Origin of the sequence: Pseudomonas sp. DTU_2021_1001937_2_SI_NGA_ILE_001 (genome assembly GCF_032463525.1) — a bacterium.
Lineage (GTDB): Bacteria > Pseudomonadota > Gammaproteobacteria > Pseudomonadales > Pseudomonadaceae > Aquipseudomonas.
Genome location: NZ_CP135971.1, coordinates 3,401,686 through 3,426,290 on the forward strand (window position 1 = coordinate 3,401,686; position 24,605 = coordinate 3,426,290).

Below are 24,605 nucleotides of genomic sequence, written 5' to 3' on the forward strand. Positions count from 1 at the left end.
CAAACTACACCGCCACATCCAGGAAATCCGCCGACTGCACCAGGGCCTTGGTGCTGAACACCCGCCAGCGTCGCGCGGCCTGGAACTGCCCACGGATGAAAGGCGCCATGCGCGCCCCGCAACCGGCATCGGCGCCCGGCAGCAGGTCGGCAGGCTCGAAATGCTGCAGGCCGAGGACCTCGTCGACCAGCAGCCCGGTGAACACCTCCTGATGCTCCACCACCAGCACCCGGCGCTGCTTGCGCAGCGATGAGTACGTCTGGCCGAAGTAACGCCCCAGGTCCATCACCGGCAACAGCCGTCCGCGCAGGTTGGCGATGCCCGCCACCCAGGGCCTGACCCCGGGCATTGCCGCCACCCGCGGCTCGTTGAGGATCTCGGCAATCTCGCCCATGGGCGTGACGAACCATTGCTCGCCCAGGCGAAAGCCGATGCCGCTCCAGTCCTGCTCGCGGGTTTCCTGCGATGGCAGACCCGCAGCCAGCGAACGGCAGCGCTGGTCGATGTCGAACAGCAGCTCGAAGGCGGTGCGCGACTTGCCCATGGGCGAGCCCGGCTTCAGCCGGCCAGCACCGCGTTGAGGGTTTTCATCAGGGTTTCTTCGGTGACCGGCTTGGTCAGGTAGTCGCGCGCGCCCTGCCGCGTACCCCAGACCTTGTCGGTCTCCTGGTCCTTGGTGGTGATCATGATCACCGGGATGCTGCGCGTGCCCTCGTCCTTGCTCAACTGGCGAGTGGCCTGGAAACCGTTCAGGCCGGGCATGACGATGTCCATCAGCACCGCGTCGGGCTTCTCCTGGCGCGCCAGGGCCACGCCATCGGCGCCGTTCTCGGCCTTGAGCACCTCATGGCCGTGCTTTTCCAGGATGCTGGTGAACTTGTACATCTCGGTCGGCGAGTCATCGACGATCAGTATTCGAGCCATGGTATTCCCCAAAAAGGTGGCAGGCCGGCGCTGCGCACGCCGGCCTCAGGATACATGTTGTTCGACCGCGACGAAGCCAGGGACGTGCACCCGGATCGCGCCCAGGAGTTCCTGGGGGCTGAACGGCTTGGTCAGGAACTGGTCGCAGCCGACGATGCGGCCCTTGGCCTTGTCGAACAGGCCGTCCTTGGAAGACAGCATGATGACCGGCGTGGAGCGGAACGAGCGATGATTCTTGACCAGCGCGCAGGTCTGATAGCCATCCAGGCGCGGCATCATGATGTCGACGAAGATGATCCGCGGGTGGTGGTCGGCGATCTTGGCCAGCGCGTCGAAGCCATCGACAGCGGTGATGACCTCGCAACCGGCGTTCCTGAGGATGGTCTCGGCCGTGCGGCGGATGGTCCGCGAGTCGTCGATGACCATCACCTTCAAGGCGGGAGCATGCTGTTCCATGTGGGATGTTCCGTCGCCGCAGCTAATGTTTGCGTGGCCTGCACGGCACCCGGGCCTGAGGCAGAGCGGCACAGGGCGGATGCCGAGACGTTTTAGCACACTCTCGGAGCGCAATCCATAAACCCCACCCGCCCCTTGACCCGGAGCACGCCGCCCGCCACCCTGACGCCTGTTTCGGCCCACGGCCATCACCGGACATATAGAGGAACTTGCCCATGAGCGTTCGCCTAGGAATCGTCATGGACCCCATTGAGCGCATCTCCTACAAGAAGGACAGCTCGCTGGCCATGCTCCTGGCCGCTCAGGAGCGCGGCTGGTCGCTGTTCTACATGGAGCTGCCCGACCTGTACCAGAACCTGGGCCAGGCCCGCGCGCGCATGAAGCCGCTGAAGGTCTTCGCCGACCCGGCCAAGTGGTTCGAATTCGGCGCAGAACAGGACAGCGGCCTGGACGAGCTGGACGTGATCCTGATGCGCAAGGACCCACCCTTCGACATGGAGTTCGTCTACTCCACCTACCTGCTGGAGCAGGCCGAGCGGGCTGGCGTGCTGGTGGTCAACAAGCCGCAGAGCCTGCGTGACTGCAACGAAAAGCTGTTCGCCACGCTGTTCCCGCAGTGCACCCCGCCGACCCTGGTCAGCCGCCGCGCGGACATCCTGCGCGCTTTCACCGAGCAACAGGGCGACACCATCCTCAAGCCGCTGGACGGCATGGGCGGCACCTCGATCTTCCGCCACCGTGCCGGCGACCCGAACCTGTCGGTGATCCTCGAAACCCTCACCGCCAACGGCACCCAGCAGATCATGGCGCAGGGCTACCTGCCGGCAATCAAGGACGGCGACAAGCGCATCCTGATGATCGATGGCGAGCCGGTGCCGTATTGCCTGGCGCGTATCCCGGCTGCCGGCGAGACGCGTGGCAACCTGGCGGCTGGCGGCCGCGGCGAAGCTCGCCCGCTGACCGAGCGTGACCGATGGATCGCCGCCCAGGTCGGCCCGACCCTGCGTGAAAAGGGCCTGCTGTTCGTGGGGCTGGATGTGATCGGCGAACACCTCACGGAAATCAACGTCACCAGCCCGACCTGCATCCGCGAAATCGACAACGCCTACGGCACACGTATCGGCAGCCTGCTGATGGATGCCATCGAAAAGAAACTCACGCGCTGACGCTCAAGGCGACGGGACGCCCGTCGCCTGCGCCTTGCCACCCGCGCGATTGAGTTATGATGCGCCTCTTGCGAACGCAGACCTGCAGGTTCAAGTAATGCCGAGCCACCCATGAACGCGATGGCCCAAAACCCTCTCGTACTCGACTACTCCTACCGTGGCGTGCGCCCACGCGACCGCCTCGGCTTCACGCTGCTGATCGCCGCGCTGGTGCACCTGGCGCTGATCCTCGGCATAGGCTTCACCTACGTGAAGCCCGAGAAGATCTCGCAGACCCTGGAGATCACCCTGGCCACCTTCAAGAGCGAGAAGAAGCCCGCCCAGGCCGACTTCCTCGCCCAGGACAACCAGGAAGGCAGCGGCACCCTGGACCACGCCCAGACCCTCAAGACCACCGAGCTGGCGCCCTACCAGGACACCGAGATCAACAAGGTCACCCCGCCACCGTCCAGCAAACCGGTAGAAAAGCAGGAGGCCGCCAAGACCGCCGTGGCCACTCGTGCGCATACCCCGGAAAAGACCGTTGCCAAACGCGAAGAGGTCAAGCCCGAACCCAAGCAGCGCGAAACGCCAACCTTCGACAGCGCACAGTTGAGCAGCGAGATCGCCAGCCTGGAAGCCGAACTGTCTGCCGAGCAGCAGCGCTACGCCAAGCGGCCCAAGATCCACCGCCTCAACGCGGCCTCGACCATGCGCGACAAGGGTGCCTGGTACAAGGAAGACTGGCGCAAGAAGGTCGAGCGGGTCGGCAACCTCAACTACCCCGAGGAGGCTCGCCGCCAGCAGATCTACGGCAGCCTGCGCCTGCTGGTGTCGATCAACCGCGATGGCTCGCTGTACGAAGTGCTGGTGCTGGAGTCCTCCGGCCAGCCACTGCTGGACCAGGCCGCGCAGCGCATCGTGCGCCTGGCCGCACCATTTGCGCCGTTCACCGGCGATCTGGCCGACATCGACCGACTGGAGATCATCCGCACCTGGAAGTTCGCCAAGGGTGACCGGCTGTCCAGTAACTGAAGCGCCCCGCGTCCGGCGGGGCGATGCGAGAACAGACAGTTGTCAGGGCGCCCCCGGCAGAGCCACACTACGCCCCATGAAAAACGTCGCCCCGAGTTACCTCAAGCACCATTTCCTGATCGCCATGCCGAACATGGAAGATCCCAATTTCGCGCAGACCTTGACCTACATCGTCGAGCACAACGCCAATGGTGCCATGGGGCTGGTGATCAACCGCCCGCAGGAGCTGACTTTGGCCGACGTGCTCGAACAGCTGCGCCCTGAAGAGCTGGCGCCGGCACGCTGCCAGAGCATCCGCATCCATTCCGGCGGCCCGGTGCAGACCGACCGCGGCTTCGTCCTGCACCCCAGCGGCCCGGTTTTCCAGGCCACCGTGGAGCTGGGCGGCCTGTCGTTGTCTACCTCCCAGGACATCCTGTTCTCCATCGCCGACGGCAACGGTCCGGAAAAGAGCCTGATCGCCCTCGGCTATGCCGGCTGGGACGCCGGCCAGCTGGATGCCGAAATGGCCGCCAACGCCTGGCTGACCTGCCCGTTCGACCCCGCGGTGCTGTTCGAGACCGACAGCGAACAGCGCCTGCAGGCCGCCGCCGCGCGCCTGGGCGTGAACCTCAGTCTGCTGTCGACCCAGGCGGGCCACGCCTGATGACAGCGCTGCGCCTGATCCTCGGCTTCGACTACGGCACCCGCTCGATCGGCGTCGCCGTCGGCCAGGCGGTGACCGGCCAGGCCCGCGAACTCTGCACCCTCAAGGCGCAGAACGGTGTGCCGGACTGGAACAAGGTCCAGGCCTTGTTCGACGAATGGCAACCCGATGCCGTGGTGGTCGGCCTGCCGCTGAACATGGACGGCACGCCCAGCGAGATGTGCGCCCGTGCCGAAAAATTCTCGCGTCAGCTCAATGGCCGCTTCAATGTCCCCGCCTATACCCACGACGAACGCCTGAGCACCTTCGAAGCCAAGGGCGAGCGCATGGCCCGCGGCGGCCAGCGCGGCAGTTACCGCGACAACCCCGTGGACGCCATTGCCGCCGCCCTGTTGCTGCAAGGCTGGCTGGACCACAACAGCGAGCTGCTCGATGCGTGACCTTTTGCCGTCGAAAAGCTTCGATACCCCCGGATTTCACGTTTGCGCTTGAGCGACGCCCCTGAATGGGCAGCGCCGAGCCTCTGAAGGAGCCAGCATGAGTTTGCCCAACCCCGCCGACCTGATCCGTCAGATGGCCACCGACCTGAACGCTCACCTGAGCCAGCGCGGCATCGCCGAGCCGCGCTTCATCGGCATCCGCACCGGTGGCGTGTGGGTGGCGCAGGCCTTGCTGGAAAGCCTGGGCAGCCAGGCGCCGCTCGGCACCCTGGACGTGTCCTTTTACCGCGACGACTTCAGCCAGAACGGCCTGCATCCGCAGGTGCGCCCATCGGAGCTGCCGTTCGAGATCGAAGGCCAGCACCTGGTATTGATCGACGACGTGCTGATGAGCGGCCGTACGGTACGCGCGGCGCTCAACGAGCTGTTCGATTACGGCCGCCCGGCCAGCGTCACCCTGGTCTGCCTGCTGGACCTCAATGCCGGTGAGCTGCCGATCCGTCCCGACGTGGTGGGCGCCGAACTGGCCCTGGCGCCGCATGAACGCGTCAAGCTGAGCGGCCCGGCGCCGCTGGCACTGGAAATCCAAGACCTCTCCACCGCCTCAGCCCTTTAAGAGTCCATTGCGATGACGCCTCTCGACGCCAAGCGCCCGCTGCAGCTCAATCACCAGGGCCAGCTGCGCCACTTCCTGTCCCTGGACGGCCTGCCCCGCGAACTGCTCACCGAAATCCTCGACACCGCCGATTCCTTCCTGGAGGTCGGCGCCCGAGCGGTGAAAAAAGTCCCGCTGCTGCGCGGCAAGACTGTCTGCAACGTGTTCTTCGAAAACTCCACGCGCACCCGCACCACCTTCGAACTGGCCGCCCAGCGGCTGTCGGCAGACGTGATCTCGCTGAACGTGTCGACCTCCTCGACCAGCAAGGGCGAGACCCTGTTCGACACGTTGCGCAACCTCGAAGCCATGGCCGCCGACATGTTCGTGGTGCGTCATGCCGACTCGGGCGCGGCACACTTCATCGCCGAGCACGTGTGCCCGGAGGTGGCGATCATCAATGGTGGGGACGGGCGTCATGCGCACCCGACCCAGGGCATGCTCGACATGCTGACCATCCGCCGCCACAAGGGCAGCTTCGAGAACCTCTCGGTGGCCATCGTCGGCGACATCCTGCACTCGCGGGTGGCGCGCTCGAACATGCTGGCGCTCAAGGCCCTGGGTTGCCCGGACATCCGCGTCATCGGCCCCAAGACCCTGCTGCCGGTGGGCGTCGAGCAATACGGCGTGAAGGTCTATACCGACATGGCCCAGGGCCTGAAGGACGTCGACGTGGTGATCATGCTGCGCCTGCAGCGTGAGCGCATGCAGGGCGGCCTGCTGCCCAGCGAGGGTGAGTTCTACCGCCTGTTCGGCCTGACCACCGCGCGCCTGGCCGGTGCCAAGCCCGACGCCATCGTCATGCACCCCGGCCCGATCAACCGTGGCGTGGAAATCGAATCCGCCGTGGCCGACGGCCCGCACTCGGTGATTCTCAACCAGGTCACCTACGGCATCGCCGTGCGCATGGCCGTACTGTCCATGGCCATGAGCGGGCAAACCGCACAACGTCAATTCGAGCAGGAGAACGCCCTGTGAAGCTCAGCATTCTCGGCGCTCGCGTCATCGACCCGGCCAGCGGCATGGACCAGGTCACCGATCTGCACATCGAAGCCGGCAAGCTGCTGGCCATCGGCGCCGCCCCAGCCGGCTTCGAACCGGCCCAGCGCATCGACGCCACGGGCCTGGTCGCGGCCCCCGGGCTGGTCGACCTCAACGTTGCGCTGCGCGAGCCGGGCTATAGCCGCAAGGGCAGCATTGCCAGTGAAACCCGCGCCGCCACAGCCGGCGGCGTGACCAGCCTGTGCTGCCCGCCGCGTACCAAGCCGGTGCTGGACACCTCGGCGGTGGCCGAGCTGATTCTCGACCGCGCCCGTGAGGCCGGTTTCAGCAAGGTCTACCCCATCGGCGCCCTGAGCAAGGGCCTGGAAGGTGAACAGCTCGCCGAACTGGTGGCCCTGCGCGACGCTGGCTGCGTGGCTTTCGGCAACGGCCTGAAGACCTTCGCCAACACCCGCACCCTGTGCCGCGCGCTGGAATACGCGGCGACCTTCGACCTGACGGTGATCTTCAATTCGCAGGATCATGACCTGGCCGCCGGTGGCCTGGCCCACGAAGGCCCGACCGCCAGCTTCCTGGGCCTGGTCGGCATCCCGGAAACCGCCGAAACCGTGGCCCTGGCCCGCGACCTGCTGCTGGTGGAACAGAGCGGCGTGCGCGCGCACTTCAGCCAGCTGACCAGTGCCCGTGGTGCGGCGATGATCGCCGAGGCCCAGGCCCGCGGCCTGCCGGTGACCGCCGATGTGGCGCTGTACCAGTTGATCCTCACCGACGAAGCGTTGATCGACTTCTCCAGCCTGTACCATGTGCAGCCGCCGCTGCGCACCCGCGCCGACCGTGACGGCCTGCGCGAGGCGGTGAAGGCCGGGGTGATCCAGGCGATTTCCAGCCATCACCAGCCCCATGAACGCGACGCCAAACTGGCGCCGTTCGGCGCCACCGAGCCGGGCATCAGCAGCGTCGAACTGCTGCTGCCGCTGGCCATGACCCTGGTGGAAGACGGCCTGCTCGACCTGCCGACCCTGCTGGCGCGCCTGAGCAGCGGCCCGGCAGCGGCCCTGCGCCTGCCGGCTGGCCAGTTGCAGGCCGGCAGCGCGGCCGACCTGATGCTGTTCGACCCGGCGGCCAGCACCCTGGCCGGCCAGGCGTGGCTGTCGAAAGGTGAAAACTGCCCGTTCTTCGGCCACTGCCTGCCGAGCGCGGTGCGTTACACCCTGGTGGACGGGCGCATCGCTTATACCGCCTAGCGGGTCAATTGTAGGAGCGAGCTTGCTCGCGAAGGCTGTTCCACGGTTGCAACAGATGCTGTGACCTCACCGACCTCTTCGCGAGCAAGCTCGCTCCAACACGCCCACCAGCGTCCGAATGGCGCCGCTTCAGCGGCGCTGCAGCTCGGCGTTGCGCACGGAGATCTGGTCGTTCAGGGTCCAGAAGTCGTACAACACGCCGATCAGGAACAGGCCACCGGTGAACAGGTAGATGATCCCGGTGACCCACTTGCCCTGATACAGGCGATGCACGCCGAACACGCCCAGAAAGGTCAGCAGGATCCACGCCACGCTGTAGTCGATCGACCCGGAGGTGAAGCGCAGGTCGGCCTCGCGGTCCATCGACGGGATCAGGAACAGGTCGATCAGCCAACCGATGCCCAAGAGCCCGAAAGTGAAGAACCAGATAGTGCCGGTGACCGGCTTGCCGTAGTAAAAACGATGCGCCCCCAGAAAGCCCAGAATCCACAGCAGATAACCCATGACTTTGCTGTGCGTGTCACCGCGATAGTCGTTCATTGACTGCCTCGAAGCCTCGATAGAAAAAAATTCATGTAAATTTTGTGACTTTTCATTTTCTTTCCGACGTATGGTCCCTCACCGGACAGGCCGGCGCAAAGCCTTGTAACTCAAGGGGTTGTTCCAATCCGTGAGAGAGATCGTCAAGAAAAATGCAAAGATCTGCCCGCGCCCGGCGCGATGAGTGGGGTCGGCATTGGCGGCGGGCTGTTATAGAGTTGCGCGCTGATCTTCAAGAGCCCCTGACAAATGCGTCCTTTTCTCAAGACCTGGCTGACCATTTGCCTGCTTATGCCACTGGCCGCCCACGCCACCAATCGTGAGCAACGTCTGCCCACCGGCTTCACCGGCTACACCGCTCGCAGCCATGCATCGGTTGCCCAGCAAGCGCCGCAGGCCGATACCCGCAGCACCATGACCGCCCCTGCGCAACTGCGCAAGGGCCACGTGATTCAGAACCCCGTGGCGGTCAAGAATTCCCGTAAGTCCACCGAAGCCGTTGCCGGTAGCAGCAAGCAGGGCAACGCGGTGGTCAAGCGCGCCCTGGAAACCGTCGGCACGCCTTATCGCTGGGGCGGCAACACGCCCGGCAAGGGCCTGGACTGCAGCGGCCTGGTGAAGTACGCCTTCTCCGACGTGACCAACGTCGACCTGCCGCGCACCTCCAAGGACATGGCTGCCGGGCAAGGCCAGCCGGTCGACCGCAAGGACCTCAAGCCCGGAGACCTGCTGTTCTTCAACATCAAGAGCCGGCGCATCAACCACGTGGCTATCTACCTGGGCAACGACCGCTTCGTTCACGCCCCGCGGCGCGGCAAGGCGGTCACCGTCGACTCGCTGAAGAAGCCGTACTGGGACAAGAACTACAAGGTCGCCAAGCGCGTGCTGCCCAAGCAGAAGGCCCCGCTGAACATCGCCAAGGGCTGAGGCCGCTCCAGGCCGGCGGGCCGGTAGGACCGGCTTTAACCGCCCCACAATGCGTGTCAGACCGGGTAGGAGCGGCTTCAGCCGCGAAGCGTCCGCCTGTTCACAACAGATGCAGGGAGCTTCCTGGTGCTTTCGCGGCTAAAGCCGCTCCCACCGGGCCACCTAACGACTAACTGACCAGTATCGCGGCTAAAGCCGGCCCCACCGGTCGATAGGCGCCTGACTGCTTGTTCAGAAGTTGTCCGGTACCTTGGCTTTTTCCCGGGCCACGTCCCGGGTAATCAGGCCTCGCTTGAGCAACTCGGCGAGGCACATGTCCAGGGTCTGCATGCCCAGCGAGCCACCGGTCTGGATCGCCGAATACATCTGCGCCACCTTGTCTTCGCGAATCAGGTTACGGATTGCCGGCGTGCCGAGCATGATCTCGTGGGCCGCTACCCGCCCGCCGCCGACCTTCTTCAGCAGCGCCTGGGAAATCACCGCATGCAGCGACTCGGAGAGCATCGAGCGGATCATCGACTTTTCCGCCGCCGGGAACACGTCGACGATACGGTCGATGGTCTTGGCCGCCGAGGTGGTGTGCAGGGTGCCGAACACCAGGTGACCGGTTTCCGCAGCGGTGAGCGCCAGGCGGATGGTTTCCAGGTCGCGCATCTCGCCTACCAGAATCACGTCCGGGTCTTCACGCAAGGCTGAACGCAAGGCCTCGGAGAAACCCAGGGTGTCGCGATGCACCTCACGCTGGTTGACCAGGCACTTCTTCGACTCGTGGACGAACTCGATGGGGTCCTCGATGGTGAGGATGTGGTGGTGCTTGTTGCTGTTGAGGTAGTCGATCATCGCCGCCAAGGTGGTCGACTTGCCCGAGCCGGTGGGGCCTGTGACCAGGATCAGCCCGCGCGGCACGTCGGTGATGCGCCGGAAGTTCTCCCCCATGCCCAGGTCGTCGAGGCTGAGGATCTTCGAGGGAATGGTGCGGAACACCGCGCCGGCACCGCGGTTCTGGTTGAAGGCGTTGACCCGGAAACGCGCCACGCCCGGCACCTCGAAGGAAAAGTCGGTCTCCAGGCGTTCTTCATAATCCTGGCGCTGCTTGTCGTTCATGATGTCGTAGATCAGCGCCTTGACCTGCTTGGCGTCCAGGGCCGGCAGGTTGATGCGCCGGACATCGCCATCGACACGGATCATCGGTGGCAGGCCTGCGGAAAGGTGCAGGTCGGAAGCGCCCTGTTTGGCACTGAAGGCCAGCAGCTCGGTAATATCCATACAGCTCCTCAATCACATAGAATGCCGCAGACCTCAGTGTGCCGGCGCGAACCAATGTCCACGATAGCAGCGAATATATCAACGCTCGAACAGCGCATCCGCGACGCGGCCCAGGTGGCCCGGCGCGATCCGTCCAGCATCGGCCTGCTGGCGGTGAGCAAGACCAAACCCGCCGCCGACCTGCGCAAAGCCTATGCCGCCGGGCTGCGCCACTTCGGCGAGAACTACCTGCAGGAAGCCCTCGGCAAACAGCAGGAATTGGCCGACCTGCCCTTGCACTGGCATTTCATCGGCCCCATTCAGTCGAACAAGACTCGTGCCATCGCCGAGCATTTCGACTGGGTACATTCCGTGGACCGCCTGAAGATCGCCCAACGCCTGAGCGAGCAACGCCCCGAGCACCTGCCGGCGCTGAACATCTGCCTGCAGGTCAATGTCAGCGGCGAAGCCAGCAAGTCGGGCTGCACGCCCGCAGAACTGCCGGCCCTGGCCGCCGCCGTCGCCGAACTGCCGCGCCTGAAGCTGCGCGGCCTGATGGCGATTCCCGAACCCACCGACGATCCACGCACCCAGCACGCCGCCTTCGCTCAGGTCCGCAACCTGCTCGAAAGCCTGCCGCACGCGCTGGACACCCTTTCCATGGGCATGAGCCACGACCTGGAGGCCGCCGTCGCACAAGGCGCCACCTGGGTTCGTATTGGTACCGCCCTGTTTGGCGCCCGTGACTACGGCCAGCCATAACTCCAACGTCCAAGGAACTCTGTGATGAGCAAGACTCGTATCGCCTTCATCGGTGCCGGCAACATGGCTGCCAGCCTCATCGGCGGCCTGCGCGCCCAGGGCGTCGACGCCAGTGACATCCGCGCCAGCGATCCGGGTGCCGAAACCCGCGCACGCATCAGCGCCGAGCACGGCATCCAGACCTTCGCCAGCAATGCCGAAGCGGTAGCCGGTGCCGACGTGATCCTGCTGGCGGTCAAGCCGCAGATGATGAAAGCCGTCTGCCAGGACCTGGCCCCCAACCTGCAGCCACAGCAATTGATCGTCTCGGTGGCCGCCGGTATCACCTGCGCCAGCCTCAACCAGTGGCTGGGCGAGCAACAGCCGGTGGTGCGCTGCATGCCCAACACCCCGGCGCTGCTGCGCAAGGGCGTCAGCGGCCTGTACGCCACCGACAAGGTCAGCACCACCCAGCGTGAGCAGGCCGAGCAGCTGCTGTCGGCCGTGGGCCTGGCCCTGTGGCTGGACCATGAGCAGCAACTGGACGCCGTCACGGCGGTCTCCGGCAGCGGTCCGGCGTACTTCTTCCTGCTGATCGAAGCCATGACCGCCGCCGGCGTGAAACTCGGCCTGCCGGAAGACACCGCACGCCAGCTGACCCAGCACACCGCCCTGGGTGCGGCGCTGATGAGCACCGGCAGTGACGTCGACGCCGCCGAGCTGCGCCGCCGCGTGACCTCGCCGGCCGGCACCACCGAAGCGGCGATCAAGGCTTTCCAGGCCGGTGGCTTCGAGGCGCTGGTCGATACCGCGCTGAACGCCGCCGCCAAACGCTCGGCCGAGCTGGCCGAACAACTGGGTCAATAATTTTTCAGGTGATTACCGGAGCAGATAGATGATCGGATTGAACACCGCTGCAATTTACGTCCTGCAAACCCTCGGCAGCCTTTACCTGCTGATCGTCCTGTTGCGCTTCGTCCTGCAACTGGTGCGGGCCGACTTCTACAACCCGCTGAGCCAGTTCGCGGTCAAGGCCACCCAGCCCGTACTGCGTCCGCTGCGTCGCATCATCCCCAGCCTGTTCGGCCTGGACATGTCATCGCTGGTATTCGCCATCATCGTGCAGATGGTGATCATGGCCCTGACCCTGCTGCTCAGCTACGGCACCACCGGTTCGCCCCTGCCACTGCTGATCTGGGCGATCATCGGCGTTACCGCGATGCTCCTGAACATCTTCTTCTTCGCCCTGATCATCAGCGTGATCCTCTCCTGGGTGGCGCCGGCCAGCCACAACCCTGGCGCCGAGCTGGTCAACCAGATCTGCGAACCGCTGCTGGCGCCCTTCCGCCGCATCCTGCCGAACCTGGGTGGCCTGGACATCTCGCCGATCCTGGCGTTCATGGTCATCAAGCTGCTGGACATGCTGGTCATCAACAACCTGGCGGCCATGACCGGCATGCCTCAGGTGCTGCGCCTGCTGATGTAACCCTGCCAACCGGTGGGCTTGAGCCGCGAACAGCACAGTCTGCTTCGCGGCGGCTTGCCGGTTGCCGCTCCCCCCTCGGGTCTTTAGACTTACGCCTCTTTATTGCGAGAGCAGGGTCGATGCCCACGGTCTTTCCCCACGATTCTGTCGGTCTGGTCACGCCCCAGATGGCGCACTTCAGCGAGCCGCTGCCCCTGGCCTGCGGCCGCACCCTGCCAGCCTACGAACTCATCTACGAAACCTATGGCCAGCTCAACGCCGAGCGCAGCAATGCCGTGCTGATCTGTCACGCGCTATCGGGGCATCATCATGCCGCCGGCTACCACAGCAGCGAGGACCGCAAGCCGGGCTGGTGGGACAGCTGCATCGGCCCCGGCAAACCGATCGACACCAACCGTTTCTTCGTGGTCAGCCTGAACAACCTCGGCGGCTGCAACGGTTCGACCGGTCCGGCCAGCATCGACCCGGAAACCGGCCAGCCCTGGGGTGCCAACTTCCCGGTGGTCACTGTCGAAGACTGGGTCAACAGCCAGGCACGCCTGGCCGACCGCTTGGGCATCACGCAGTGGGCCGCAGTGGTCGGCGGCAGCCTGGGTGGCATGCAGGCGCTGCAGTGGAGCATCAGCTACCCCGAGCGCCTGCGTCACTGCATGGCCATCGCCTCGGCACCCAAGCTCTCGGCACAGAACATCGCTTTCAACGAGGTGGCGCGCCAGGCCATCCTCACCGACCCGGACTTCCACGACGGCGCCTTCCAGAGCCGCGGCGTGATCCCCAAGCGCGGCCTGATGCTGGCGCGCATGGTCGGCCACATCACCTACCTGTCGGATGACTCGATGGGTGAGAAATTCGGCCGCGGCCTGAAGAACGAAAAGCTCAACTACGACTTCCACAACGTGGAGTTCCAGGTCGAGAGCTACCTGCGCTATCAGGGCGAAGAGTTCTCCGGGCGCTTCGACGCCAACACCTACCTGCTGATGACCAAGGCGCTGGACTACTTCGACCCGGCGGCGCGGCACAACGATGACCTGGCCAAGACCTTCGCCGAGGCCAGTGCGAAATTCTGCGTGATGTCCTTCACCACCGACTGGCGTTTCTCGCCGGCGCGCTCGCGGGAACTGGTCGATGCGCTGATGGCCGCGCGCAAGGACGTCACCTACCTGGAAATCGACGCGCCGCAGGGCCACGACGCCTTCCTGATCCCGAACCCGCGTTATATGCAGGCTTTCGGCAACTACATGAATCGTATTGCGCTGTGAGGACCTCATGAGAGCCGATCTGGAGATCATCCAGGAGTGGATACCCGCCGGCAGCCGCGTGCTCGACCTGGGCTGCGGTGACGGCGAGCTGCTGGCCTGGCTGCGCGACCACAAGCAGGTCACCGGCTACGGCCTGGAGAAAGACCCGGACAACATCGCCGAGTGCGTGGTCAAGGGCGTCAACGTCATCGAACAGGACCTCGACAAGGGCCTGGGCAACTTCGCCAGCAACAGCTTCGACGTGGTGGTCATGACCCAGGCCCTGCAGGCCGTGCACTACCCCGACAAGCTGCTCGACGAGATGCTGCGTGTGGGTCGCCAGTGCATCATCACCTTCCCCAACTTCGGTCACTGGCGCTGCCGCTGGTACCTGGCCAGCAAGGGCCGCATGCCGGTGTCGGACTTCATGCCCTATACCTGGTACAACACGCCGAACATCCACTTCTGCACCTTCAAGGACTTCGAGGCGCTGTGCCGCGAGCGCGACGCCCGGGTCATGGACCGCATGGCGGTGGACAACCAGCACCGGCACGGTTGGGCCAGCAAGCTGTGGCCCAACCTGCTGGGTGAAATCGGCATCTACCGGGTCCACAGCCCCGGCCTGAGCGAGCACCAGCTCGCGGTTTGACCCACAGGAGCGCGCCCATGCAACGCCTGGCCTGCCTGCTGTTCGCTGCCTGCCTGGCGTTGCCGGCCCTGGCCGAGGAGGCCGGGCCGGGCGAGGAGCGCTTCGGCGCCTACACCGTGCACTACTCGGCCTTCACCTCGACCTACCTGCAGCCACAGGTGGCGCAGCAGCTCGGGCTGCTACGCGGCAAACAGCTGGGCGTGCTCAACGTCACGGTGCTCAAGGATGGCCAGCCACAGCCTGCCCTGGTCAGCGGCACGCTACGCTCGCTGACCGGCACCGCTCAGCCGCTGGACTTCCGCACCCTGCGGGAAAAGGGCGCGGTCTATACCGTGGCGCAGTATCCTGTGCCGCAACAGGAAACCCGAATCTTCGAACTCAAGGTGCAGGCCGGCGGTGTCAGCCACCGCTTCAGCTTCCGCCAGGAACTCTTTCCGGACCCATGATGACTTTCACTGAACTGGTACTGGCCAGCCATAACGGCGGCAAACTCAAAGAGCTGCAAGCCATGCTCGGCGGCAGCGTACGCCTGCTCTCGATCGGCGAATTCAGCGCCGTGGAGCCGGAGGAAACCGGCCTGTCGTTCGTCGAGAACGCCATCCTCAAGGCCCGCAACGCGGCGCGGATCTCCGGCCTGCCAGCACTGGCCGACGACTCCGGGCTGGCGGTGGACTTTCTTGGCGGTGCGCCGGGCATCTATTCGGCGCGCTACGCCGACGGCCAGGGCGACGCGGCCAACAATGCCAAGCTGCTCGCTGCGCTGAAAGACGTTCCGGATGAACAGCGCGGTGCGCAGTTCGTCTGCGTACTGGCCCTGGTGCGGCATGCCGACGATCCGCTGCCGATCCTTTGCGAAGGCCTGTGGCACGGGCGCATCCTGCACGCTGCCAGCGGCGAGCATGGCTTCGGCTACGACCCCTTGTTCTGGGTGCCGGAGCGCAGCTGCTCCAGCGCCGAACTGGCCCCGGCAGAGAAGAACCAGCTCAGCCACCGGGCCCGCGCCATGGCCCTGCTGCGCCAGCGCCTGAACCTGGGCGCGCAATGACCCAGGATCCAGGCGTACAGCCGCTGCACCTCGACGGCAGCGGCTTTTCTTCGGCTGCGCCGCGCAGCCCGCTGGCGGTGCTGCCCCCGCTGTCGCTGTACATCCACATTCCGTGGTGCGTGCGCAAATGCCCGTATTGCGACTTCAACTCCCACGCCTCCAGCCCGGTACTGCCGGAACAGGAGTACGTCGACGCGCTGCTGGCCGACCTCGACCAGGACCTACCCCACGTGCATGGCCGTGAGCTGCGCTCGATCTTCTTTGGCGGCGGCACGCCCAGCCTGTTCAGCGCCGAAGCCCTGGGCCGCCTGCTGAAGGGTGTCGAGCAGCGCATCCGCTTTGCCCGCGACATCGAGATCACCCTGGAGGCCAACCCCGGGACCTTCGAACAGGCCAAGTTCAGCGCCTATCGCGGCCTGGGCATCAACCGCCTGTCGATCGGCATCCAGAGCTTTCAAGGCAGCAAGCTCGAAGCCCTGGGGCGCATCCACAACGGCGACGAGGCCATTCGTGCGGCCGATATGGCGCGCCAGGCCGGCTTCGACAACTTCAACCTCGACCTGATGCACGGCCTGCCGGACCAGACCCTGGACGACGCCCTCGCCGATCTGCGCCAGGCCATCGCGCTGCAGCCCACCCACCTGTCGTGGTACCAGCTGACCCTGGAGCCCAATACGGTGTTCTGGAACCAGCCGCCGGTGCTGCCCGAAGACGACACCCTCTGGGACATCCAGGAAGCCGGCCAGCAGTTGCTCGCCGAGCACAGCTACGCGCAGTACGAGGTCTCGGCCTACGCCCAGCCTGGGCGGGAGGCGCGCCATAACCTCAATTACTGGAGCTTCGGCGACTTCATCGGCATCGGTGCCGGTGCCCACGGCAAGCTCAGCCACCCCGACGGGCGCATCGTGCGCACTTGGAAGACCCGCCTGCCCAAGGACTACCTCAACCCGGCCAAGCCCTTCCAGGCCGGCCAGAAACTGTTGCCACTGGACGAGATGCCGTTCGAATTCCTGATGAACGCGCTGCGCCTGACAAATGGCGTGGAGGCTGCATTATTTGCCGAAAGAACCGGTCTAAGCCTCGATTCGCTGGCCGCAGGCCGCGAACAGGCCGAGAAACGCGGCTTGCTGCAGGCCGACCCGCAACGCCTGGTCGCCACGCCGCAAGGCCAGTTGTTCCTCAATGACCTGCTGCAATATTTCTTGAGCTAAGGAACCTGCATGGACCTCGTACTCGATCTGCTGGCCAACGTCTCGCGCTGGAGCCGCAGCAATCTTTCGGAAATCGCCCTGGCGCTGGTGGGTTGTCTGCTGGTGCTGTTCGGGTCCGACATCAAGGGCTGGGTCGAACAACGGGTGGGCAGCCTGTCCAGCGCGATCCGCATCCCGCTGGTAGCCCTGGCCTGCACCGCCGGCAGCGGCCTGGCGCTGATCTATGCCACGCCTTGGGTGACCAAGGGCCTGAGCCAGTTCAACAACTACAGCCTGGCGCCGGTGCTGCTGGTGGTGCTGGTGCTGATCGGCGTGATCGCCGATCGCAAGTGAGGGTGAGGCCGTTGGCAGCCTGACGGCTTCTGGTCGGCAGGACCCGCTTCAGCCACGATGCCTTCGCGGCTAAAGCCAATACTGGTCAGTTAGACCGTGGGAGCGAGCTTGCTCGCGAAGGCGGCGTCACGTTCACAGCAAATTCCGCGACTTTGCTAGCTTTTCGCGAGCAAGCTCGCTCCCACAAAGTGAACTGCCTGCCGCAGTTTCAGTCGACCTTCTCGAATTTCAGGTCCCAGACGCCATGCCCGAGGCGCTCGCCGCGGCGTTCGAACTTGGTGATCGGGCGCTCTTCAGGGCGTGGCACATAGCGACCGTCAGGCGCCTGGTTGCGATAGCCCGGCGCGGCGCTCATCACTTCCAGCATATGCTCGGCGTACTGCTCCCAGTCGGTGGCCATGTGGAACACACCACCGGGCTTGAGCTTGCTGCGCACCAGCTGGGCGAACTCCGGCTGCACGATGCGCCGCTTGTGGTGGCGGCTCTTGTGCCACGGGTCGGGGAAGAACAGCATCAGGCGGTCGAGGCTGTTGTCAGCGATGCAGCGGTTCAGCACTTCGATGGCGTCGCAGTCATAGACCCGCACGTTCTGCAGGCCCTGGGTGAGTACGCCGTTGAGCAGCGCACCGACGCCAGGCGAGTGCACCTCGACGCCGATGAAGTCGTGCTCCGGGGCAGCGGCGGCCATTTCCAGCAACGAGTGGCCCATGCCGAAGCCGATCTCCAGGGTGCGCGGCGCGCTACGCCCGAACACCTGGTCGAAGTCCACCGGCGTGTCGGTCAGTTGCAGGCCGAACAGCGGACGCCCCTGATCGAGGCCGCGCTGCTGGCCTTCGGTCATGCGCCCGGCGCGCATCACGAAGCTCTTGATGCGGCGATGCGGACGGGCTTCGCCCGCCTCGTCAACGGGCGTGTCAGTGTTTGGAACGAGTGGATCAGTCATCAACGGGCTCTTACTTGATCAGGCCATCCAGCGGCGAGGAAGCGCTGGCGTAGAGTTTGCGGGGCATGCGGCCAGCCAGATAGGCCATGCGGCCGGCGATGACCGCGTGTTTCATGGCTTCGGCCATGAGCACCGGCTGCTGGGCATGGGCGATGGCGGAGTTCATCAGCACCGCCTCGCAACCCAGTTCCATGGCGATGGTGGCGTCCGAAGCAGTGCCGACACCGGCGTCGACCAGCACGGGCACTTTGGTTTCTTCCAGGATGATCTGCAGGTTGTAGGGGTTGCAGATGCCCAGGCCGCTGCCGATCAGGCCGGCCAGCGGCATGATGGCGATACAGCCGATCTCCGCCAGCTGACGGGCGATGATCGGGTCGTCACTGGTGTACACCATGACGTCGAAGCCGTCCTTGACCAGCACTTCGGCAGCCTTGAGGGTCTCGATGACATTGGGGAACAGGGTCTTCTGGTCGGCCAGCACTTCCAGCTTGACCAGATTGCGGCCGTCCAGCAGCTCGCGGGCCAGGCGGCAGGTGCGCACCGCCTCGGTGGCGTCGAAGCAGCCAGCGGTGTTGGGCAGGATGGTGTAACGGTCGGGCGGCAGTACGTCGAGCAGGTTCGGCTCGCCAGGGTTCTGGCCCAGGTTGGTGCGACGTACGGCGACGGTGACGATCTCGGCACCCGAAGCCTCGATGGCCTCGCGGGTCTGGTTCATGTCGACGTATTTGCCGGTGCCTACCAGCAGGCGGGACTCGAAGGTCCGACCGGCCAGGACGAAGGGCTTGTCGCTGCGAACAGTGCTCATGGTGAAGCCTCCAGGAAATGGGTTTCGTTGCTCGGCAGGCGCCAAGAGGCGTGCCGGTGGCGCCACGTCAGCGGGTGGCCGGATCAGCCGCCGCCAATGGCATGCACCACCTCGACCTGGTCGCCTTCGCTCAGGGAGGTGGTTTCATGCTGGCTACGCGGCACGATGTCCAGGTTCAACTCGACAGCGACCCGACGCCCGGCAAGGTCCAGGCGGGTCAGCAGGGCCGCGACGGTCTCGCCGTCGGGCAATTCAAAGGATTCACCGTTCAACTGAATGCGCATGCGCAGCTGCAGCCATCATTGATTAGGGGGCCAGCATTCTAGCCCGCCGAGCCTGTCTGACCAAGCCGCAGGCGCACCATTCGTCTCAGGCGGCGCTGCCGATGCGCCAGGCCAGCACCCCGAGGGTCGCCCAGCCGAACAGAAAGCACAGCCCGCCGAACGGCGTGACGATGCCCAGTCTGGAGACGCCGGTCAGGGTCAGCAGGTAAAGGCTACCGGAGAACAGCAGGATACCGGCGGCGAAGGCGAAACCCGCCCAGTTCACCAGCCGGCCGGGAATGTGCGCGACCAACAGGGCGACGCCCAGCAGCGCCAGGCAGTGGATGAGCTGGTAGAGCACGCCGGTCTGGAAGATCGCCAGATACTCCGCGCTGAGGCGGCCTTTCAGGCCGTGGGCGGCGAACGCACCCAGGCCCACGCCGGTAAAGCCGAAGAACGCGGCCATCATCAGAAAGGTCCGAAACATCTGCAACTCCCGGCAAGAATCGTTCAATCGTCAGGGGTCTGTATAATGGCCCGCTCATACCGTTCGGCCAAGCGATCTCTATGCTGAGTACTATCTTCCATCGTGTCGCCCGAATTCTGCTGTGGTTTGCGGTGGTCAGCTTCCTGCTGGTGCTGGTACTGCGCTGGGTTCCACCGCCCTTCACCGCGCTGATGATCGAACGCAAGGTCGAGTCGTGGATCGACGGCGAGCCCATCGACCTGCAGCGCGACTGGGTTTCCTGGGACAAAATCGCCGACCCGCTGAAAGTGGCGGTCATCGCCGGTGAAGACCAGAAATTCGCCGAGCACTGGGGCTTCGACGTGTCAGCCATTCAGGCGGCAATCATCCATAACGAGCGCGGCGGCTCCATCCGTGGCGCCAGCACCCTGAGCCAGCAGGTGGCCAAGAACCTGTTCCTCTGGTCGAGCCGCAGTTACCTGCGCAAGGCTCTGGAGGCCTGGTTCACCGCGCTGATCGAACTGCTGTGGTCCAAGGAGCGGATTCTCGAGGTGTACCTCAACAGCGTGGAGTGGGACGACGGCGTGTTTGGCGCCGAAGCCGCCGCGCGCCATCACTTCCATACCTCGGCGGCCAACCTGAGCATCCAGCAGGCCAGCTACCTGGCAGCCGTACTGCCCAACCCACGCAAATGGAGCGCCAGCAGCCCTGGCAGCTACATCTCGCGCCGCGCCGGCTGGATTCGCCAGCAGATGCGCCAGCTGGGTGGTGATGGCTACCTGACCCAACTGAGCGGCAAGCAGTAGACCGCCTGCATGCCGAGACTGCAACGAAAACGCCCCGACAAGTCGGGGCGTTTTTGCGAGCAGGCGCCTATCAGGCGGCGATGGAACTCTTGAGCTTGTTCATCGCGCTCTTTTCCAGCTGGCGGATACGCTCGGCAGACACGTTGTACTTGGCCGCCAGGTCGTGCAGCGTGGCCTTTTCCTCGGCCAGCCAGCGCTGGTAGAGAATGTCGCGGCTGCGCTCGTCGAGCACTTCCAGCGCCTGGTGCAGGTTGGCGGTGGAGCTGTCGCTCCAGTCAGAGTCTTCGAGCTGACGCGCCGGATCGTAGCGGTGGTCTTCGAGGTAGTTGGCCGGCGACTGGAACGCGCTGTCGTCGTCCGCCTCGGAGGCCGGGTCGAAGGCCATGTCCTGGCCACTCAGACGGCTTTCCATCTCACGGACCTCACGCGGCTCGACGCCCAGGCTTTCCGCAACGCGGTGCACTTCGTCGTTGTTCAGCCAGGCCAGACGCTTCTTCTGGCTGCGCAGGTTGAAGAACAGCTTGCGCTGCGCCTTGGTGGTCGCAACCTTGACGATACGCCAGTTACGCAGGATGAATTCATGGATCTCGGCCTTGATCCAGTGCACCGCGAAGGACACCAGACGCACGCCCATTTCCGGATTGAAGCGCTTGACGGCTTTCATCAGGCCGACGTTGCCTTCCTGGATCAGGTCGGACTGCGCCAGACCATAACCCGAATAGCTGCGAGCGATATGAACCACGAAGCGCAGGTGCGCGAGAACCATCTGGCGCGCAGCCTCGAGGTTCTGCTCGTAGTAGAGACTGTCTGCCAGTTCGCGCTCCTGCTCCGGCGTCAGCATGGGGATGCTGTTGACCGCATGCACGTAGGCTTCCAGGTTTGCACCGGGAACCAGGGCATAGGCAGGTTGCAAGGAATTGGTCATACGAAAGAAACCTCCGACTCACATGACTCGTGCAGTACAGCACTGCAAAAATTGACCGGGAACCGCGATACAAGTTCCCTTGACCCAAAGCCAATTGATCAAAAAATAAACAGACTGGAACACTATTGATTTAACGCGGTGCCAGCTCGCTCAGGTGGCGAGCGACTGCAATCCACGCACCGATATAACCCAAGAACACCGCTCCAAGCAAGAGCGAGAAACCATCAGCAACAGGTACGCCAGTCAGGGCGAAGTCGCTGCCATACAGGCCGGCCAGGTCGATGACCGACTCATTGAGCCAGTTCAGGCCAAAGGCCAGTACCCCCCAGGACAACACCCCGGCGCCAATGCCATACAGCGCGCCCATGTAGAGAAACGGCCTACGCACATAGCTGTCGGTGCCGCCCACCAGCTTGATGACTTCGATCTCGGTGCGGCGGTTCTCGATGTGCAGGCGAATGGTATTACCGATCACCAGCAGCAGTGCCGCGACCAGCAGCACCGTCAGCCCGAAGACGAAGCGGTCACCCAGCTTGAGAATCGCCGCCAGGCGCTCCACCCAGACCAGGTCGAGCTGCGCCTGCTGCACCTTGGGCAGCTCGGCCAGGCGCGTGCGCAGGGCCTCCAGTGCGGCCTTGTCGACTTCTTCAGGAGTGACCACCACCACGCCGGGCAGCGGGTTGTTCGGCAGTTCCTTGAGCGCCTCGCCCAGGCCGGAGTCCTTCTGGAATTCCTTCAGCGCCTGTTCACTGCTGACATATTCAGCCTCGGCCACGCCAGGCATGGCTTTGATCTGCTCGCGCAGGCGGTTGCCTTCGGCGCTGCCGGCGTCCAGGTTCAGGTACACGGAAATCTGTGCGGCGCGCTGCCAGGAGCCGCCCAGCCGCTCGACGTTACTCAACAGCAGCGACAGGCCCATGGGCAGGCTTAGGGCCACGGCCATCACCAGGCAGGTGAAGAAACTGCCGATGGGCTGCTTGCCCAGCCGACGCAGGCTGTCGAGCAGGCTGGCGCGGTGGCTTTCCACCCAGGCGGCCAGCAGCGTGGAAAAGTCCGGCCCGTCGTCGTCATGGCCACCACGCTTCTGGCGTTGCGGTTCTTGCTCGGCGGCCCGGGCCGCGGCGCGGTCTGCGATCTTGGTGGCGCTGCGTGGCGAGTTGCTCATGCCCCGGCCTCCCCATCACCGATCAGGCGGCCGCGCTGCAGGGTCAACATGCGATGGCGCATGCGGGCGATTAGGGCCAGGTCGTGACTGGCGATGAGCACACTGGTGCCCAGGCGGTTGATGTCTTCGAATACACCCATGATTTCTGCTGCCAGGCGGGGGTCGAGGTTACCGGTGGGTTCGTCGGCCAGCAGCAGGGCTGGCCGATGCACGATGGCGCGGGCGATACCGACGCGCTGCTGCTGGCCGGTGGACAGGTCGCCGGGAAACAGTGCGGCCTTGTCGGCCAGGGCGACGCGCTCCAGTGCCGAGTCGACGCGCTTGGCGATCTCCGGCTTGGACAGGCCGAGAATCTGCAGCGGCAGCGCGACGTTGTTGAACACCGTACGGTCGAACAACAACTGGTGGTTCTGGAATACCACGCCGATCTGCCGACGCAGGAAGGGGATCTGCGCAGTGCTGATCTGCCCCAGGTCCTGGCCGGCCAGCAGCAATTTGCCCGAGGTCGGGCGCTCCATGGCCAGGAGCAGACGCAGCAGCGTGCTTTTACCCGCCCCCGAATGGCCGGTGACGAACAGGAACTCGCCACGCCGTACCCGGAAGCTCAGCTCATGCAACCCGACGTGACCGTTCGGGTAACGCTTACCGACCTGCTCGAAACGAATCATGGATGTTCACGCTCCGCAAACAGGGCCTGAACGAAGGGTTCGGCCTCGAAAGTGCGCAGGTCGTCGATGCCCTCGCCTACGCCGATGTAACGAATCGGCAGGCCGAACTGCTTGGCCAGGGCGAAAATCACCCCGCCTTTGGCCGTGCCGTCGAGTTTGGTCAGGGCAAGGCCGGTGAGGGAAACGGTCTGGTTGAATTGCTTGGCCTGGTTGATGGCGTTCTGGCCAGTACCGGCATCGAGCACCAGCAACACCTCGTGGGGCGCCTCGGCGTCCAGCTTGCCGATCACGCGGCGCACCTTCTTCAGCTCTTCCATCAGGTTGTCCTTGGTGTGCAGGCGCCCGGCGGTATCGGCGATCAGTACGTCGATGTTGCGCGCCTTGGCGGCCTGCACGGCGTCGAAGATCACCGAGGCGGAATCGGCACCGGTGTGCTGGGCGATCACCGGGATCTGGTTGCGTTCGCCCCACACCTGCAGCTGCTCGACGGCGGCGGCACGGAAGGTGTCACCGGCGGCGAGCATGACCTTCTTGCCATCGAGTTGCAGGCGCTTGGCCAGCTTGCCGATGGTGGTGGTCTTGCCGGCGCCGTTCACGCCGACCACGAGAATCACGTACGGCTTGCGCGAGGTGTCGATGACCAGCGGTTGCTCGACAGGCTTGAGCATCGCCGCCAGCTCGGCCTGCAGCGACTGATACAACGCGCCCGCGTCGGTCAATTGCTTGCGGGCGACCTTCTGGGTGAGGTTCTGGATGATCACCGAGGTGGCCTCGACACCGACGTCGGCGGTCAGCAGGCGGGTCTCGATCTCTTCCAGCAGGTCATCGTCGATGGCCTTGCGACCGAGGAACAGGCTGGCCATGCCTTCGCCGATGCTGGCACTGGTTTTCGACAGGCCCTGCTTGAGACGAGCGAAGAAGCCGGCCTTGGCAGGCTCGGCAGCGGGTGCAGGCACGACGGCGGCAGGCACGACCGGCGCGGGCTCGGCGACAGCGGGTACCTCGGCCACAGGTGCAGGTGCAGGTGCAGGTGCAGGTGCAGGTGCAGGCTCGGCGACTGGCGCGGCGTCGGCAACCGGGGCCGGTTCGGCCAGCTCCGGCTCACGCACTTCGGGCGCGTGGGGCGGCTCAGCCACTACCGGCGGCTCGGCAGTCACCGGGACCTGCGGCGCTGGCGGCGGTGTCAGTTCATCGACGCGAGCCACCGACTCCTCGGCGACCGGACGGGTCAGCCAGGACAGGTCGGCCGGCGCCACCGTCTCGGTCGGAGCCTCGGACGGCGACGGCTCGACAGCGGTTTCGGCAACCGGCGTCGCGACCGCCGGGGCTTCGGAAGCCATGGCCGGCGTTTCGGCAGGCTGTGGATCAGGCTGGGTGACGGGGGTTTCTTCGGGCGTCGGCGCGGATTCCGGGGCTTTCTTGCGGAACCAGCCGAACAGGCCCTTCTTCTCGCCAGCGGCCGCTGGGGTCTTCTTGTCGTCGTTGGAACCAAACATGGAGGACGGCTATCTCAAAGTAGCGAAACGCCAGAGGGCATTTCGGAAAATGCTGACATGCCAAACAGACTGCGTTATGGGCTGCTTGTTCATTCGGCGGTTCTGG

At 64.9% G+C, this 24,605-nt stretch carries 31 protein-coding genes; 18 read left to right on the forward strand and 13 right to left on the reverse strand.

Annotated features, from left to right (window positions below; translation table 11 throughout):
* Positions 1–4: 4 nt before the first annotated feature.
* From RRX38_RS14550 to pilG, 3 genes are read right to left on the reverse strand one after another with little or no spacing between them, the layout of a single operon-like run.
* Complete coding sequence (locus RRX38_RS14550) at positions 5–544, reverse strand: chemotaxis protein CheW (protein WP_295478719.1); 540 nt, start codon at positions 542–544, stop codon at positions 5–7.
* A 14-nt stretch (positions 545–558) separates the two neighbouring features.
* Complete coding sequence (gene pilH, locus RRX38_RS14555; protein WP_295478722.1) at positions 559–924, reverse strand: twitching motility response regulator PilH; 366 nt, start codon at positions 922–924, stop codon at positions 559–561.
* Between the two features lie 45 nt (positions 925–969).
* Positions 970–1,380 carry a twitching motility response regulator PilG gene (gene pilG / locus RRX38_RS14560; protein WP_295478725.1) on the reverse strand — a complete coding sequence of 137 codons (411 nt, stop codon included), beginning with the start codon at positions 1,378–1,380 and terminating at the stop codon, positions 970–972.
* Positions 1,381–1,595: 215 nt separating this feature from the next.
* On the opposite strand from pilG, the gene gshB reads away from it, so the two are divergent.
* From gshB to RRX38_RS14595, 7 genes are all read left to right on the forward strand, one after another.
* The gene (gene gshB / locus RRX38_RS14565; protein WP_315959703.1) at positions 1,596–2,546 is read left to right on the forward strand and encodes a glutathione synthase; all 951 of its coding nucleotides are present in this window, start codon (positions 1,596–1,598) and stop codon (positions 2,544–2,546) included.
* Between the two features lie 111 nt (positions 2,547–2,657).
* The gene (locus tag RRX38_RS14570; RefSeq protein ID WP_295478730.1) at positions 2,658–3,560 is read left to right on the forward strand and encodes an energy transducer TonB; all 903 of its coding nucleotides are present in this window, start codon (positions 2,658–2,660) and stop codon (positions 3,558–3,560) included.
* 76 nt (positions 3,561–3,636) lie between these two features.
* Complete coding sequence (locus RRX38_RS14575) at positions 3,637–4,206, forward strand: YqgE/AlgH family protein (protein WP_315959704.1); 570 nt, start codon at positions 3,637–3,639, stop codon at positions 4,204–4,206.
* The gene (gene ruvX, locus RRX38_RS14580) at positions 4,206–4,646 is read left to right on the forward strand and encodes a Holliday junction resolvase RuvX (protein WP_315959705.1); all 441 of its coding nucleotides are present in this window, start codon (positions 4,206–4,208) and stop codon (positions 4,644–4,646) included. The genes RRX38_RS14575 and ruvX overlap by 1 nt, the downstream gene beginning before the upstream one ends.
* A 97-nt stretch (positions 4,647–4,743) precedes the next feature.
* Positions 4,744–5,262 (forward strand): bifunctional pyr operon transcriptional regulator/uracil phosphoribosyltransferase PyrR, encoded by a 519-nt coding sequence (gene pyrR, locus RRX38_RS14585; protein ID WP_295478737.1) that lies wholly within the window; start codon positions 4,744–4,746, stop codon positions 5,260–5,262.
* Between the two features lie 12 nt (positions 5,263–5,274).
* Entirely contained in the window at positions 5,275–6,279 is a 1,005-nt protein-coding gene (locus tag RRX38_RS14590; RefSeq protein WP_295478740.1) for an aspartate carbamoyltransferase catalytic subunit, read from the forward strand.
* A complete protein-coding gene (locus RRX38_RS14595; protein ID WP_315959706.1) occupies positions 6,276–7,547 on the forward strand; it encodes a dihydroorotase in 1,272 nt (423 codons plus the stop codon). Before RRX38_RS14590 ends, RRX38_RS14595 begins: the two co-directional genes overlap by 4 nt.
* Positions 7,548–7,676: 129 nt before the next feature.
* On the opposite strand, the gene RRX38_RS14600 is transcribed toward RRX38_RS14595, so the two are convergent.
* Positions 7,677–8,087, reverse strand: a complete 411-nt coding sequence (locus tag RRX38_RS14600) for a TM2 domain-containing protein (protein WP_315959707.1) — start codon at positions 8,085–8,087, stop codon at positions 7,677–7,679.
* Positions 8,088–8,336: 249 nt separating this feature from the next.
* On the opposite strand from RRX38_RS14600, the gene RRX38_RS14605 reads away from it, so the two are divergent.
* Positions 8,337–9,014: a C40 family peptidase gene (locus tag RRX38_RS14605; protein ID WP_315959708.1), complete on the forward strand. Its 678-nt coding sequence runs from the start codon at positions 8,337–8,339 to the stop codon at positions 9,012–9,014.
* A 231-nt stretch (positions 9,015–9,245) separates the two neighbouring features.
* Here the strand turns inward: RRX38_RS14605 and RRX38_RS14610 are convergent, their stop codons facing one another.
* Positions 9,246–10,280, reverse strand: coding sequence for a type IV pilus twitching motility protein PilT (locus RRX38_RS14610; RefSeq protein ID WP_295478750.1), 1,035 nt, complete (start codon positions 10,278–10,280; stop codon positions 9,246–9,248).
* Between the two features lie 54 nt (positions 10,281–10,334).
* Between RRX38_RS14610 and RRX38_RS14615 the strand changes: the two genes are divergently transcribed.
* The 9 genes from RRX38_RS14615 (at position 10,335) to RRX38_RS14655 (ending at position 16,962) form a co-directional block, all read left to right on the forward strand.
* A complete protein-coding gene (locus tag RRX38_RS14615) occupies positions 10,335–11,021 on the forward strand; it encodes a YggS family pyridoxal phosphate-dependent enzyme (protein WP_315959709.1) in 687 nt (228 codons plus the stop codon).
* Between the two features lie 24 nt (positions 11,022–11,045).
* Entirely contained in the window at positions 11,046–11,867 is an 822-nt protein-coding gene (proC, locus tag RRX38_RS14620; RefSeq protein WP_315959710.1) for a pyrroline-5-carboxylate reductase, read from the forward strand.
* Positions 11,868–11,895: 28 nt separating this feature from the next.
* On the forward strand, positions 11,896–12,486 hold the full coding sequence (locus RRX38_RS14625) for a YggT family protein (protein WP_295478760.1): 591 nt from the start codon (positions 11,896–11,898) through the stop codon (positions 12,484–12,486).
* A 119-nt stretch (positions 12,487–12,605) separates the two neighbouring features.
* The gene (locus RRX38_RS14630; RefSeq protein WP_315959711.1) at positions 12,606–13,745 is read left to right on the forward strand and encodes a homoserine O-succinyltransferase MetX; all 1,140 of its coding nucleotides are present in this window, start codon (positions 12,606–12,608) and stop codon (positions 13,743–13,745) included.
* Positions 13,746–13,752: 7 nt separating this feature from the next.
* Complete coding sequence (metW, locus tag RRX38_RS14635) at positions 13,753–14,373, forward strand: methionine biosynthesis protein MetW (protein ID WP_295478766.1); 621 nt, start codon at positions 13,753–13,755, stop codon at positions 14,371–14,373.
* A 17-nt stretch (positions 14,374–14,390) separates the two neighbouring features.
* Positions 14,391–14,819, forward strand: coding sequence for a DUF4426 domain-containing protein (locus tag RRX38_RS14640; protein WP_315959712.1), 429 nt, complete (start codon positions 14,391–14,393; stop codon positions 14,817–14,819).
* On the forward strand, positions 14,816–15,418 hold the full coding sequence (gene rdgB, locus RRX38_RS14645) for an RdgB/HAM1 family non-canonical purine NTP pyrophosphatase (RefSeq protein WP_315959713.1): 603 nt from the start codon (positions 14,816–14,818) through the stop codon (positions 15,416–15,418). Before RRX38_RS14640 ends, rdgB begins: the two co-directional genes overlap by 4 nt.
* Positions 15,415–16,629 carry a radical SAM family heme chaperone HemW gene (hemW, locus tag RRX38_RS14650; protein WP_315959714.1) on the forward strand — a complete coding sequence of 405 codons (1,215 nt, stop codon included), beginning with the start codon at positions 15,415–15,417 and terminating at the stop codon, positions 16,627–16,629. The genes rdgB and hemW overlap by 4 nt, the downstream gene beginning before the upstream one ends.
* 9 nt (positions 16,630–16,638) lie before the next feature.
* Positions 16,639–16,962: a DUF3392 domain-containing protein gene (locus tag RRX38_RS14655; RefSeq protein WP_295478778.1), complete on the forward strand. Its 324-nt coding sequence runs from the start codon at positions 16,639–16,641 to the stop codon at positions 16,960–16,962.
* A 208-nt stretch (positions 16,963–17,170) separates the two neighbouring features.
* Here RRX38_RS14655 and trmB read toward each other — a convergent pair whose 3' ends face one another.
* The 4 genes from trmB to RRX38_RS14675 all read right to left on the reverse strand — a co-directional run bounded on the left by trmB (position 17,171) and on the right by RRX38_RS14675 (position 19,460).
* On the reverse strand, positions 17,171–17,818 hold the full coding sequence (gene trmB / locus RRX38_RS14660) for a tRNA (guanosine(46)-N7)-methyltransferase TrmB (protein WP_315962686.1): 648 nt from the start codon (positions 17,816–17,818) through the stop codon (positions 17,171–17,173).
* A gap of 97 nt (positions 17,819–17,915) precedes the next feature.
* The gene (locus RRX38_RS14665) at positions 17,916–18,710 is read right to left on the reverse strand and encodes a thiazole synthase (RefSeq protein WP_315959715.1); all 795 of its coding nucleotides are present in this window, start codon (positions 18,708–18,710) and stop codon (positions 17,916–17,918) included.
* A gap of 83 nt (positions 18,711–18,793) precedes the next feature.
* Positions 18,794–18,994 (reverse strand): sulfur carrier protein ThiS, encoded by a 201-nt coding sequence (gene thiS, locus RRX38_RS14670; protein WP_295478784.1) that lies wholly within the window; start codon positions 18,992–18,994, stop codon positions 18,794–18,796.
* An 85-nt stretch (positions 18,995–19,079) separates the two neighbouring features.
* Entirely contained in the window at positions 19,080–19,460 is a 381-nt protein-coding gene (locus RRX38_RS14675) for a DUF423 domain-containing protein (RefSeq protein ID WP_315959716.1), read from the reverse strand.
* Positions 19,461–19,540: 80 nt separating this feature from the next.
* On the opposite strand from RRX38_RS14675, the gene mtgA reads away from it, so the two are divergent.
* Positions 19,541–20,245, forward strand: coding sequence for a monofunctional biosynthetic peptidoglycan transglycosylase (mtgA, locus tag RRX38_RS14680; RefSeq protein WP_295478790.1), 705 nt, complete (start codon positions 19,541–19,543; stop codon positions 20,243–20,245).
* A gap of 70 nt (positions 20,246–20,315) precedes the next feature.
* Here mtgA and rpoH read toward each other — a convergent pair whose 3' ends face one another.
* The 4 genes from rpoH to ftsY all read right to left on the reverse strand — a co-directional run bounded on the left by rpoH (position 20,316) and on the right by ftsY (position 24,499).
* Positions 20,316–21,170, reverse strand: a complete 855-nt coding sequence (gene rpoH / locus RRX38_RS14685; protein WP_315959717.1) for an RNA polymerase sigma factor RpoH — start codon at positions 21,168–21,170, stop codon at positions 20,316–20,318.
* Positions 21,171–21,300: 130 nt separating this feature from the next.
* The gene (gene ftsX, locus RRX38_RS14690) at positions 21,301–22,335 is read right to left on the reverse strand and encodes a permease-like cell division protein FtsX (RefSeq protein ID WP_315959718.1); all 1,035 of its coding nucleotides are present in this window, start codon (positions 22,333–22,335) and stop codon (positions 21,301–21,303) included.
* Positions 22,332–23,003, reverse strand: a complete 672-nt coding sequence (gene ftsE / locus RRX38_RS14695) for a cell division ATP-binding protein FtsE (protein ID WP_295469898.1) — start codon at positions 23,001–23,003, stop codon at positions 22,332–22,334. The genes ftsX and ftsE overlap by 4 nt, the downstream gene beginning before the upstream one ends.
* Positions 23,000–24,499: a signal recognition particle-docking protein FtsY gene (gene ftsY / locus RRX38_RS14700; RefSeq protein ID WP_315959719.1), complete on the reverse strand. Its 1,500-nt coding sequence runs from the start codon at positions 24,497–24,499 to the stop codon at positions 23,000–23,002. Before ftsY ends, ftsE begins: the two co-directional genes overlap by 4 nt.
* Between the last annotated feature and the right edge of the window lie 106 nt (positions 24,500–24,605).